10 protein-coding genes are annotated in these 13,441 nt (G+C 41.4%); 8 read left to right on the top strand and 2 right to left on the bottom strand.

Annotation, left to right across the window (positions count from 1 at the left end):
* Window positions 1–158: 158 nt before the first annotated feature.
* The 5 genes from IGI67_RS23100 to IGI67_RS23080 all read left to right on the top strand — a co-directional run bounded on the left by IGI67_RS23100 (window position 159) and on the right by IGI67_RS23080 (window position 7,171).
* Complete coding sequence (locus tag IGI67_RS23100) at window positions 159–1,394, top strand: MFS transporter (RefSeq protein ID WP_429959482.1); 1,236 nt, start codon at window positions 159–161, stop codon at window positions 1,392–1,394.
* Window positions 1,395–1,437: 43 nt separating this feature from the next.
* Window positions 1,438–2,685: a dicarboxylate/amino acid:cation symporter gene (locus IGI67_RS23095; RefSeq protein WP_429959481.1), complete on the top strand. Its 1,248-nt coding sequence runs from the start codon at window positions 1,438–1,440 to the stop codon at window positions 2,683–2,685.
* Window positions 2,686–2,963: 278 nt separating this feature from the next.
* Complete coding sequence (gene allW / locus IGI67_RS23090) at window positions 2,964–4,445, top strand: allantoin permease (protein WP_429959480.1); 1,482 nt, start codon at window positions 2,964–2,966, stop codon at window positions 4,443–4,445.
* A 30-nt stretch (window positions 4,446–4,475) separates the two neighbouring features.
* Window positions 4,476–5,840 carry an allantoinase AllB gene (gene allB / locus IGI67_RS23085; RefSeq protein ID WP_429959479.1) on the top strand — a complete coding sequence of 455 codons (1,365 nt, stop codon included), beginning with the start codon at window positions 4,476–4,478 and terminating at the stop codon, window positions 5,838–5,840.
* A 77-nt stretch (window positions 5,841–5,917) separates the two neighbouring features.
* On the top strand, window positions 5,918–7,171 hold the full coding sequence (locus IGI67_RS23080; protein WP_429959478.1) for an MFS transporter: 1,254 nt from the start codon (window positions 5,918–5,920) through the stop codon (window positions 7,169–7,171).
* Window positions 7,172–7,246: 75 nt separating this feature from the next.
* On the opposite strand, the gene IGI67_RS23075 is transcribed toward IGI67_RS23080, so the two are convergent.
* Together IGI67_RS23075 and IGI67_RS23070 are read right to left on the bottom strand one after the other, a co-directional pair.
* Window positions 7,247–8,854: a PucR family transcriptional regulator gene (locus tag IGI67_RS23075; protein ID WP_429959477.1), complete on the bottom strand. Its 1,608-nt coding sequence runs from the start codon at window positions 8,852–8,854 to the stop codon at window positions 7,247–7,249.
* Window positions 8,855–8,905: 51 nt separating this feature from the next.
* A complete protein-coding gene (locus IGI67_RS23070; protein WP_429959476.1) occupies window positions 8,906–9,664 on the bottom strand; it encodes an IclR family transcriptional regulator in 759 nt (252 codons plus the stop codon).
* A 178-nt stretch (window positions 9,665–9,842) separates the two neighbouring features.
* On the opposite strand from IGI67_RS23070, the gene IGI67_RS23065 reads away from it, so the two are divergent.
* From IGI67_RS23065 to IGI67_RS23055, 3 genes are read left to right on the top strand one after another with little or no spacing between them, the layout of a single operon-like run.
* A complete protein-coding gene (locus tag IGI67_RS23065; RefSeq protein WP_429959475.1) occupies window positions 9,843–11,513 on the top strand; it encodes a thiamine pyrophosphate-dependent enzyme in 1,671 nt (556 codons plus the stop codon).
* A 51-nt stretch (window positions 11,514–11,564) separates the two neighbouring features.
* The gene (locus IGI67_RS23060; protein ID WP_429959474.1) at window positions 11,565–12,467 is read left to right on the top strand and encodes a sugar phosphate isomerase/epimerase family protein; all 903 of its coding nucleotides are present in this window, start codon (window positions 11,565–11,567) and stop codon (window positions 12,465–12,467) included.
* Between the two features lie 19 nt (window positions 12,468–12,486).
* On the top strand, window positions 12,487–13,440 hold the full coding sequence (locus tag IGI67_RS23055; protein ID WP_429959473.1) for a D-2-hydroxyacid dehydrogenase: 954 nt from the start codon (window positions 12,487–12,489) through the stop codon (window positions 13,438–13,440).
* The last annotated feature ends 1 nt before the right edge of the window (window position 13,441 follow it).

Below are 13,441 nucleotides of genomic sequence, written 5' to 3'. Positions count from 1 at the left end.
ACTCCGAATAAATTGGTTAATTTGCACAAATTTTTTTAAACATTTGTTTCAATTGTCAATGTATCTAATCTATATAAATTTTACAATGGAAATAGGCAATGAAAAGGCATCCATTGCCTATTTTATACTAATAAATGAATGTATACGGAGGAAGAATGATGGAAATGAATAAAGAACGGGCCGGCATGGAGTACTGGAAGAAGATTATTGTTTTGCTTTGCTCTGGCTGGGTATCGATTTGGATTTATCGCTCAGCATTATCACCAGTCTATCCACAAATCAATGCGTCATTAGGAGGAAATGTTTCTGATACCGCTTTAGGATCGATTTCAAGCTTCTACTTCTTAGGTTATGTAATTATGCAGATTCCTGCTGGTTTTTTAGTTGATAGAATTGGGAAAAAGAAAGTACTTATTCCCGGCTTTATATTTTTTGCTTTGGCCGCATTTATCATTTCTCAAGCATCAACTATCTCAATGATCTATATTGGCAGCTTCATAGCAGGGATTGGTTGCGGATCTTTCTACGGATCGGCATACTCTCTTACTTCCCAGAATATTCCAGCAGATAAGAAGAGCTTCTCTACAGCAATCGTAAATAGCGGTTCTGCAGTCGGTTCTGGTCTGGGAATGATTCTTTCCAGTTATCTGGTTGTTCAGTTGGGCCTTCCATGGCAGGTAATGATGTACATTTCAATCGGATTAACGCTAGTAATGCTGGGGGCATTCAGTCTTGTTATTCGTAGTAATAAAGATGATGTAGCGTTCAATAAACCGAAAGAAAAAGTAGAAGAAAAACCTAAAGAAGCCGTTTCAATGAAGTCTTTACTATCGCCAGCAATGCTATTTACCTATATACTTTATTTTGCTACCTGCTATGCTTATTACATGACAGTCACTTGGCTGCCAAATTTTTTAGGAACAGAACGTGGATTTCAAGGCGCAGCTATTGGTTTTTCTTCATCTTTGGTAGCGTTCGCATCAATTCCTGGAGCATTATTCTTTAGCCGGCTAGCGGATAAATATATGGACAGAAAAGTACGATTCATTGTTATTTTAGAAATCCTGGCAGCAGTAATGCTGTTGATCACTGTACAATCTTCGACATCGACCTTTTTGATGATCGCTTTGATTTTATATGGTTTTCTAGGTAAGCTAGCGGTTGAACCAATCATTATTTCTTGGTTAGGAGAAAATGCACCGCAAGTTGGAATTGGAACTACTTTAGGGGTGTTCAATTTCTTCGGGATGATGTCATCGGTGATTGCTCCTACCTTAACTGGATCGATTTCTGATGCTACAGGCTCCAAAGTTATGGGATTCTATATTGCGATCGTTCTTTTAGTGGCTGGATCACTCCTATTTCTACTATCTAACTTAAAAAAAGCTAAATAGCTATGCAGCGATTTCCTTCTATATAAGAGAGCGAGGTAATTTAATGAGAGCACTTCGGAAAATAAGCTTAACGAATCAAATTATGATAGCAATGGTCCTAGGAATCATACTAGGTGCAATTTTTCAAAAGAATATTGTAGGAATCAAAATTATTGGTGATTTGTTTTTACGCTTAATTCAAATGTCGGTAGTAATCTTGATTATGGGCTCGGTAATAGAAGCTGTTGGTGGGTTAGAAATTAAAGAATTACGAAAGATAGGTTTGAGATTAATTTTGTGGTTCATGGGATCAACCATTCTAGCTGCGGGTATAGGAATCGTATTTGGTTTAGTATTTAAACCAGGTGTTGGTTTAACCCACACACTTTCTGGTGTCAGCGATTTTGCAGTCAATGATGGTGGGCTGCAAGAAGTAATTTTAGGGTTTATTCCACAAAATATTGTCACCGCAATGGCAGAGGCGAATATGATTCAAGTGATTGTTTTCTCTCTCATGTTCGGCTTGGCCTTAAGTATGGTAAAAAGTGATGAAAGCAATACACATATTTTAGATTGGATATCGAACTTCAATAATGTTGTTTTAAAAATGGTTACAATGATTATGAAACTTGCACCAATTGGTATTTTTAGTTTGATTACTGCAGTAGTCGGAGATATAGGTATTGGCGTTTTAGGAACATTGATGAAATTTTTATTGACCTTTGGTGTCGCTGCAGTCTTATACTTGTTGATCTGGTTTCTGATAACTGGCGTTTATTGTAAGGTAAGTGTTCCTCGTCTAATCAAAAACATTTGGAGAATCACAATGATTGCTGTCACTACGACCTCTTCAGCTGTTTCTTTACCAATCAAAATCGAAGATGGGAGAGAAAAATTAGGAATTGGTGACCGCATCAATAAATTAGTAATGCCTTTAGGAATGAGCTTGAACAGTAATGGGTTAGCCATGTATTTATCTTTATCCATCGTAACTTTTGCTCAGTTTTTCAAAATCGAACTTAGTATTGGTCAACTAACACAGGCAATCTTACTTTCTACTTTAGCTTGTTTAGGCACAGTCGTCGTTCCCGGTGGAGGCCTTGTAGCATTGGCAACCGTAATGCCAATGTTAGGTCTGCCAACAGAAAGTATCGCTTTGTTAGCTGGAATCGATTGGTTTTCTGGCGTGTTTAGAACCTTGTTGAACGTAGATATTGACGTTCTAGTTGCTATGATTATAGCGAGTGATGAAAACGAACTGAATCTAGAAATATTTAATGGGACAAAAAGTTATTCGGAATTGAGTAAATAAGTTGATCCTAGAAATTACGTGCTATCTCCATCGTTTTTAAATAGAAATCCGCTGATTATTTAATGCATATCACTAAATAATCAGCGGATTTTTAACACTAGTCAAACAATCGATAAACGAGGAATTATCAATAATCTGACAAGAGTATTTTAGTTGTTCATTTTGAACAATTGGCAGTACAGATTTTTGTACTTACATCCAATGAACACTTTAACTAAAACGCTTACAATAGGTTATAAGAAATGGGTAAGCTCAAAAGAAAAAAAGGAGGCGCAATAGTGGAAAATACGGATTATCAGGTTTCAGAAGAAGAAGTCGCTCGCTTTAAAGAACGCGGCTACAACGATGACATGCTGCCTAAGACACCAGAGAAGCGGAACATGGGAACGAAAAATTATTTTACTCTCTGGATGGGATCTGTTCACAACATTCCCAATTATACAGCAGTTGGAGGATTTCTATTTTTAGGGCTATCTCCAATCAACGTCATGATGGCTTTAGTCGTTAGCGCTCTTGTTGTGTCTTTATTTATGACAATGAATGGACGAGCAGGATCGAAATACGGAATTCCATTTGCTATCCATCTACGTTCGACTTATGGAGATGTCGGTGCGAAATTACCCGGCTTTCTAAGAGGCTGTGTCGCGGCGATCGCTTGGTTTGGTTTACAAAATTATACAGGTTCGTTAGCACTTTTAGTATTGATTGGAAAAATCTGGCCTGGCTTTTTAGCCATCGGCGGTTCAACCAGCTTCTTTGGAATTGGCCTTCCGGGTTTGATTGCCTTTACTCTTTTCTGGGCACTCAACATGCTGATCGGTCTTGGCGGCGGAAATATTCTAAATAAATTTACGGCAATTTTAAGTCCGCTGATCTACATTGTATTTGGCGGAATGGCGATCTGGGCGATTCGTGCTGCTGGTGGTGTGGGAGCTATCTTAGCTTTCGATACTAGCGGAGCAACACAGAGTATCAATCCGATTTTCGCGTATTTTATGATCATCAATTCGGTGTTGGCCGTTTGGGCAGCACCAGGAGCCAGTGTTTCCGACTTTACGCAAAATGCGAAGTCCACTCGCGATCAGACAGTTGGACAAATGGCCAGCTTGCTTGTTGCCTATTTGATCTTTGCTTTCTCCAGTGTAGCAATTCTGATTGGCGGATCTATCCATTATGGGATTCAGGAATGGAATGTGTTGAACATCGTTGATCGTTGGGATAATTTCCCTGCAATTATTATTGCTATGACTGTCTTTTTGTTAACGACTATCTCAACAAATGCAACGGGTAATATTATTCCGGCAGCGTATCAGCTTTCTGCTTTGTTCCCTAAAAAAGTCGATTATAAAAAAGGGGTTATTATTGCGAGTGTGATAAGCTACGTGATCATGCCTTGGAAGTTAATGGAAAATGCGGACAGTATTTTTATATTCTTAAATTCAATCGGCGCTGTGTTAGGACCGGTGGCTGGAGTAATGATCGCCCACTACTTCTTTATCAAAAAGCAAACCATTAATTTGGATGCGCTTTATATTGATCCAAAGGCCGACAATTCAAAAAATAGTTATCGCGGCTTGAATCGCCAAGCCTATATTGCGACAATCATCGCTTTGCTGATTTCACTTAGCGGACAATTTATCCCAGCATTGCAGGCGATTTCTAATGTTTCTTGGTTAGTTGGTTTCTCTTGTGCATTTGCTATTTACTATGTTTTGAAGAAATTAGGCTCTGAGGATAATACCGAGGAAGTCTTTGATTAAAAAAACTATATACAGAGAGGAAGTAAAAGAATGAGTCACGATTTAGTTATTAAGAATGGTCTAGTAATTTTGGAAAGCGGAGAAGTTGAAACAGATGTCGCAGTCAAAGATGGGGTTATTGCTGCCATTGGAAAAGGACTAGAAGGCGACAAAGTTATTGATGCTTCTGGATTAGTCGTTAGTCCGGGAATGGTAGATGCTCATGTCCATATCACCGATCCTGGAGGCGGCTATCGCGATGAGTGGGAAGGCTATGTCACTGGAACTGCTTCTTGTGCCAAAGGCGGTGTGACTTCGTTTATGGAAATGCCTTTAAATCAAGTCCCTGCTACTACAGATGCCGAAAGCTTGAAAATCAAGTACGAAGCAGGTAACAACAAGCTGCGTTCAGACGTTGCGTCATTCGGAGGATTGACACCTTTAAATCTTAAGGGTGGGATTCAAGAGTTAAACGATGGGGGAGTTGCCGCATACAAATGCTTCATGGCGACATGCGGAGACCGTACAATCGATGGCGATTTCATGAATGTCGATGACTATTCTTTATATGAAGGAATGAAACAAATTGCCAAAACAGGCAAAGTACTGGCGATCCATGCAGAAAATGCAGCGATCACAGACAAATTAGGCGAAATTGCTTATAAAAATGGTGAAACGACCTTGAAAGCTTATGTGGAAAGCCGTCCAGTCTTTACAGAAGTAGAGCCGATTCGTCGTGCGATTCTTTTAGCGAAAGAAACAGGCTGCCGCATCCATATCTGTCATGTTGCTTGTCCTGAAGGTGTAGAGGAAGTAACGAAAGCGCGTGCAGAAGGAGTCGACGTAACGTGTGAGACATGTACTCACTACCTATACTTCCACACTGATGAATTGGATGCCATCGGACCAGTGGTGAAATGCTCGCCGCCAATCCGTGATCTGGAAACACGCAAAGCAATGTGGGACAAAGTATTATCAGGCGAAATCGCATTTGTAACATCGGATCATTCTCCTTGTACGCCTGACTTGAAGGACAAAGAAAATGCCTTTGAAGCTTGGGGCGGAATTTCAGGTGTTCAAAATAATGTGGATGTTATGTATGACGAAGGGGTTCAAAAACGCGGCATGAGCTTGAAGATGTTTGCTGATATTATTGCGACAAACCCAGCTGATCGCTATGACTTAGATTCTAAAGGCCGCATTAGTATTGGAAAAGATGCGGACTTCGTATTGATCAAACCAAATGCGCCATATACGTTAAAAGCTGAAGATTTAGAATATCGCAATAAAATCAGTCCATACATCGGACGTGAAATTGGTGCGCAAGTCGTTCAAACAATTTTACGCGGCGAATCAATTTACAGTCAAACAGATGGCGTTACCTCAGAATTTCCAGGTGCATTTATTAAAAAATAGCCATCAGCAAATTCGATGGACTGTGCTGCAATAAAGTACAGTCCATCGAGATTTTTGATTTAAGGGAGGACGTAAAAATGGAACAACCAGTTATAAAAAAACGAGCTCCCTATTGGAAGCAAATTATCTTTGTCTTGACCGCAGGATGGATTGTGATTTGGATTTACCGAATGGTTTTAACGCCGATTTATCCGATTATTAGCGATTATTTTGGTGGAGCAACTGATTCAGAACTAGGTACTATTTCAAGTTTCTACTTCTTAGGATACGTGAGTATGCAAATTCCTTCTGGGATTCTTGTAGATCGTTTTGGCAAAAAACGCATCCTGATTCCAGGTTTTCTGCTTTTTGGAGTAGGCACCCTAATTGTTGGGACCGCCTCCAGCTTGTCAACCGTCTTTATTGGCAGTATCTTAGCTGGGTTAGGGTGCGGTACCTACTACGGAGTAGCCTATTCTCTAACCACTGAGTATGTACCTACAAATAAAAAAAGCTTGGCCACAGCCATTGTAAATAGCGGAACAGCAGTTGGTAGCGGATTAGGATTGATTTCTTCAAGCTTTTTAGTTGGCGAGGGCATTTTGCCATGGCAATTTTTATTATTCATTACTGCACTTTTAATCGTAGTAATGTTGGTCGTCTTTAAGAAATGGATTCGTGAGAAAGAAAAGAACACTAGACCAGAGAAAAACAACAATGAAAAATCAAAAAATTCTATCAAAGATTTATTTAAACTGCCAATGATTGCAGCCTATGTTTTATATTTCTCAACCTTGTACACCTATTATTTAATCGATACCTGGCTTCCTAACTTTTTAGAAACAGAACGGGGGTTTCAGGGAACGGCGATTGGGGTCGCATCTTCCTTAGTATTTTTTACAGCAATACCAGGAGCACTTTTTTTTAGTCGAATGGCTGACAAAATTCCTCATAAAAAGACAACAATTATCATCCTGCTTGAGCTATTAGCTGCGTGCGTCCTATTTATGACGATCACAACATCCAATCAGTCTTTGTTGATCATTGGAATAATGGCGTATGGCTTTTTGGGCAAATTGGCGGTAGAACCAATTATTATTTCATGGTTAGGACAATTCGCACCGAAAAAGAGCATCGCCACTACTTATGGCGTTTTTAATTTTTTTGGGATGTCTGCTTCAGTGATCGTTCCATCAGTAACTGGATTGATTTCTGATGCTACTGGCACAAAGGTTTATGCCTTTTATTTGGCAATTGGGATCATCTTTGCTGGTACGCTGGTATTCTATTTAATTAATAGAATTTGTCAGGGGAAAGAAGAAAAATCAGAAATTACTGAGTCAGCGTGTTAAAAATAATCGAACTAAATAGAGTACTAGACTGTGGGCTAACCATCCGCAATCTAGTACTCTATTTAGCAGTCCATTTTAATTAGAATCCGGCTCAGATAAGAAAAGTGCTACCCGCAATTGAAGCGAAAATTCGGGCTCATTGATGCTGGTATTCAACAGCTCTTCGCATTTTTTGATGCGGTATTTTACTGTGTTGCGATGGATAAACAGGAGTTCAGCTGTTTTTGTTATCTCACATTGCATATCGAGATACGTCATCAAGGTTCTTCTCAATTCCACGTCCTGTTCGTTCTCTGGATAGGCCAAGTTTTTCAAAATCGAAACACAAAAGTACCGCATATCCTCATTAGAAACATTTTCCGTAATTCGTTTAATCCCCTGTATTTTGTTGTAAGAAACAAACGCGGTTTTATCCTCAGATTCTTCTAAAGCTTGTTTGCTTTCTGCATAGGAGAAGTGGAGAAGATCAATATTATTTACTGGATCGCCAATACCGAATCGTGCATATACCCCGAACAATTCGAATAATTGCTTATGGATATCTTCCAAAATCGGCAGGATCTCCGTTTTTTGTTGAACAATAAAAACCCACTGATTCAACTGTTCGGTCGGAAACAGCATAATACTTTTGTACTTATCTTCCACTCGCAAATATAAGTAATCATAGGTCAGTGCATCCAGCTCTTTCGCGTAAAAGTGCCGTTCTTTTGGAACAAAGGATTCGATGTAGACTACACGATAATAATTAGAGTTTAGATTAGGAAAATGACGCTTATATTCTAACCAATCGGTGTCTTGAGAAGCTGTCTTTCGATTTAGAAGGTAGGTCAAAAAGCTCCGCCGCTCTGCTCTTTTTTCATTTAACAATGTCTGCTCCTTATAAAGAGCCAATGTTAACACGGTCAAGGATTGCTGGATTGCAAATTGAGAGAAGGGGTAGGGCAGCTCGTCTGGATCAAAAATCACCAGCATATAAGGCAAATAACGGTCTGAACTGAGTGGAAAAATATTGATCAGCATTTTTCCCTGCTCTGAATCTACTAAAAGATGTTCGCCGCGTCTTTCTTTTTGGCATTCACGGACCTTATTTAAAAAAGTCGTTTTTTGCGTTTTTAATGCAGCTAGATTGGAATAGGGCATGTGAGTGCTGATGATCTCGCCAAATGGATCAATCAGCAGGACCGATTGCCTGATCATAGAACTAAGCTCTTTTACTAATGTATCGACCGAAGCCCCGCGAATCATCAAATTGACAAACTTTTGCTGGATCTCTAAAGCAAAAAAGATTTGTTCAGTCTGATCATGCCAGAGAAAGCTAAGCAGCTTATGAGAAATATCTCCCAATTGCAGGCTGACCGGTATTTGTAAAATTGGAAAATTCAATTCATCAGCGACTGCCAACACTCTGGCATCAATTTCAGTTAAGTAGCGTCCAAGCTTAATCGCTAATCCGGCGGAGGGAACATTTGCGAGGGAACGAACCAAATCACATAACCCATCCGTATCCTCACCAAAGGCCATCGCAGTCGTCACTAGCAAGGCATTTTTTTGTATGTAATAGGAAATGTCTGGTGTTTCAAAAATTTCGATCGTGTCCAATGGTCGTTCCAGATCAGCATGCTTATTTAGCACGGATAGCTCAGAAAAGCGCGGAGTCTGAAGAATTTCTTTTATTGACGTCATAGTTTTCTCCTATTGTTTTGATTGGTTTCGTCCGACGATTGACTAAAATGGCTATAGACAAAAATTTCTGGTCGCATTTTTTAAAACTTCAACTGTTTGATTGGTTTTCTCTCGACTAGCACGAATGGCAGGCATTGACACACTAAGCGTAGCAAGGAGCGTCTGCTGCTGATCCATTAACGGTATCGCAACACATCTCACCCCCAGCTCACATTCCTCATCATCAATAGAAAAGCCTTGTTCTCTGACTTTAAGCAGTTCCTTTTTCAACGCCTTCTCAGTGACTATCGTTTGATTGGTCAAGGGCACTAATTGAGTCTGAGCTAAATAGTGCTCCAACTCTTCTTCAGACATTTTACTCAGATAGAGTTTTCCCGCACCGGTACAGTATAGGGGCGCACGTTTTCCGATTTTTTGTGTAACGTTCAACAGATTGTCCTGACTGTCGATCGATTCAATATAGACCAGCTCTTGCTTGTCACAAAGCGACAAACAAGTTGCCTCATTTAATTCACTTGAAATTTGCTGCATATACGGCCGAACCAGCGAAACGATATCGTGATTGATCGTTGTACTGTTGGTTAGTAGCTTGAATTTTAAGCTCAAAGAGTAATCCGCTGTTTTAGGATTCTGCTGCACGTAGCCCAGAGTCATCAAAGTATAGAGCAGTCGTGAAGCCGTAGCTTTTGGAATAGTGGTTTGCTTTGAAATATCATTTAACGTCATTGGGCTCTTAGCTGCCGTCATAATTTCAATAATCGCAAACACCTTTTGAACAGAGTGATTGATTTTGAGTTGCTTTTCTTCCATGTTAGAAGCTCCTTCTAAATATTATTAAGAGGTATCTTTTGTCCAATCTGAACAAATCGATTTTTCGAGTGACAAAAATACACCGTTTACATTGTCCGCCTATTGCTCACATGGTAACATGCAATAAAGTGAAACGCAATATCACATAGTGAAATAAACACAGGAAGAAGGAATGAATATGAAAGCAGCAGATGCGATCGTTCAGATTATGGTAAAGGAAGGAATCACCGATGCATTTGGTATCCCCGGAGCAGGGATCAATCCCGTCTACAAATATCTAGAGGAGGCGCCGATCGAACACTTTTGCATGCGCCATGAGGAGGCCTGTATGCATGCGGCAGATGGCTATTATCGTGCTTCTCACAAAATCAGTGCCGCACTTTGTACGTCAGGTCCTGGAGCAACCAACTTTGTCACTGGCCTATACACTGCTCATATTGATTCTATTCCAGTATTAGCAATCACAGGACAAGCCAATAGCTGGCAAATGAAACAGGATGCCTTCCAATGTGTGGATATGGAGAGCATCGCTAAAACGGTTTGTAAGAAAGTTTTCTGTGTGCTGGACGCGGAAAAAATCCCTGAGATTATGCAGGAAGCCTTCTATCTGATGCGCAATGGCAAGCCAGGCCCTGTTTTACTGGATCTGCCTTTAGATATCCAGCAGGCAGAAATCGACTTTGACATCAACAGCTACCAACCGGCAAAAAAAGAGTGCGTGAAACCAGAAACGGCTGATATTCAAAAAGCCGTAGATATGATCCAAAAAGCCCAAGCTCCGATCATCATTATGGGCGGCGGCGTGATCCTATCCCACGCAGAAAAAGAATTGATCGAATTTGCGGAGTTATTGGAAATCCCCGTAATCACTACTTATATGGCTAAGGGCGGATTGCCAGAGGAACATCCGCTAAATGCAGGTCATGCCGGTATTCAAGTAGGACAGCCGATCGGCAATAAATATTTCTTAGACTCTGACTTAGTGGTAGGTATCGGCAATCGCTTTACTGACCGCCACACTGGTAATTTGGCTGTGTACCGTGAAGGTCGTCAATTTATCCATATTGATATTGAACAAGGACAGATTGGAAAAGTATTTGACCCTGAATTAGGAATTGTCTCTGACGCCAAAGAAGCATTAACTGCTTTGATCGCGGAGGCAAAAGCCCGGGAGATACACCCAATCAATCCTCAAAGAGCTGCAGACCTGCCAGCAGTCAGAAATGAATTAGCTCGTAAAACAGACTTTGACAGCAGCCCAATGATGCCGCATCGAGTGTTCCACGAGATGAATGCTGCCTTTGATGACGCTACGATGTTTACTGCCGGCTGCGGCATTACTCAAATCTGGAGCGGACAATTACAAAAAATCAATCGTTCTCGCCGCTACCTGCCATCAGGCGGAGCTGGCACGTTAGGATATGAAGTCCCAGCAGCATTTGGAGCGAAGGTTGCCGATCCACAAGCACAATCAGTGACTGTTTTAGGTGATTTCGGCTTTACTTTCATGGGGGAAGAAATTGCCGTAGCAGCCGCTTTTAAGAAGCCGATCATCGTAATCATCGTCAACAACGCATATCTCGGCTTAATTCGTCAAAATCAAAAGGGTGCTTACGGCTTTGAATACGCTGTAGACATGCCGTATAACCAAGACGGCACGATGGATTATGTGAAGGTCGCTGAAGGCTTCGGCTGTGTTGGCGAACGCGTATTTACACCTGATGAACTAAAGGGCGCGATTCAGCGGGCGAAGGGGTCTGGTAAAACATACGTCATCGACGCGATTTGCAAGCCTGAGCAATTGTGTGATATGGGAAATGCTTTGGACAATGTAAAATCATTTGTTTAATTTGCCCTCATCTACAAGAAAACAACAAAAAAAGAAAGCGAGTGAAGAAGAGTGAGAGAAAGCATTCATAAATATTTTGATATGGGACTGATTCAATGGATGAGCTATCCACCGCAAAAGTACCCGTTGTTAGATACACTAACGAAGGTAGCCAGTGACCCGTATTTTAATGCGATCGAAATGACCCAGGTAAAAGAGGACAAGGGACGTGAAAACGCGCGGGATATTTTGGCGCAAAGTCATATGCGCGTGTGTTATGGCGCGCAGCCGCGCTTGCTGGGGCCGGGCTTGAATCCAAATGCGATCGATGAAGCGGAGCGGCTGAAGGCTGAAGAAACGTTGTTAGAAGCGATCGATGAAGCGGAATACTTAGGCGCAAAAGGAATCGCCTTCCTTTCTGGAAAGTGGGAGCCTGCGACAAAAGAAGAAGCCTATCAACAATTACTGAAGACCACACGTAATCTTTGCGACTATGCCGCGAAAAAGGACATGATGATCGAGCTGGAGATCTTCGACTATGATATGGATAAGTGTTCATTGATTGGGCCAGCACCGTTGGCAGCACAATTTGCGGCAGATATTTGCTTGACCCATAATAATTTTGGGTTGATCGTGGATTTATCCCACTTCCCAACGACTTATGAAACAAGTAAATTTGTGATTCAGTGTACGAAGCCCTACATCACTCATTTGCACATTGGCAACAATGTCGTCAAAGAAGGCTGCGAGGCTTATGGTGATCTGCATCCACGCTTTGGCTACCCAAACAGCGCAAATGATGTGCCAGAATTACTAGACTTCTTCCAAGTACTGAAGGACGAGGGTTTCTTAGATGCGAAGGCGCCGATGGTTCTGTCCTTTGAAGTCCAGCCAAGACCAGACGAGGATGGGGATATTATTGTTGCTAACACGAAGCGGGTCATCGAGCGGGCTTGGGCATTACTAGAAGAGTAGAGAGAAAGGGAAGGTTCTTATGAAAATTGTTGTATTAGACGGCTATACAGAAAATCCGGGAGATTTGAGCTGGGAGGCACTGGGCCGCTTAGGAGAGTTGACCGTTTATGATCGCACCCCTCAAGAGCAAGTTCTTGAGCGAATCGGGGATGCGGAGATTGTTTTAGTCAATAAAGTTCAAATGACCAAAGAAATCATTGAACAAGCAGCAAGCGTTAAATATATCGGTGTCTTAGCAACTGGCTACAATGTTGTGGATGTGGATACTGCTAAAGCGAAAGGAATCACCGTGACAAATATTCCGACATACGGAACAGACGGTGTCGCTCAATATGCGATCGCCTTGCTTTTGGAACTGTGTCACCGCATCGGCGATCATTCCAATACGGTTCACGCTGGAGATTGGACCAATAATGCCGATTGGTGTTATTGGAACTCGCCGCAAATGGAATTAGCGGGGAAAACCATTGGGATCATCGGTTATGGCCGAATTGGACAAAAAGTAGGCACGATCGCCCAGGCGCTTGGCATGAATGTTCTTGCTAATGATCGAGGGAAAACTCAGAAGACGTTGACAGAAGCAAAAATGGTGGAGCTGGATCAATTATTTAAGGAATCAGACATGATTTCCCTGCATTGCCCATTATTCCCGGAAACAGAAGGTCTAATCAATCAAGAAAATATCGCTAAGATGAAGGATGGTGTCTACATCGTCAATGATTCTCGCGGTCAATTGATCAATGAGGCGGATTTACGCGATGCGTTGAACAGCGGAAAAGTTGGCGGTGCTGCGGTCGATGTCGTTTCTACTGAACCAATTAAGAAGGACAATCCGTTGCTGCAGGCTAAAAACATCATCATCACGCCTCATATGGCCTGGGCATCTCGTGAAGCACGCGCTCGTCTGATGGCTATCGCTGTAGAAAACGTTGAAAAATTTCAACAAGGGACACCTGTAAATGTTGTTAACTAGA

Origin of the sequence: Enterococcus sp. AZ196 (genome assembly GCF_050498845.1) — a bacterium.
Classification (GTDB): Bacteria; Bacillota; Bacilli; order Lactobacillales; family Enterococcaceae; genus Enterococcus_A; species Enterococcus_A murrayae.
Note: the sequence above shows the minus strand (reverse complement) of the source record. Positions and strands in the feature narration are given on the sequence as shown.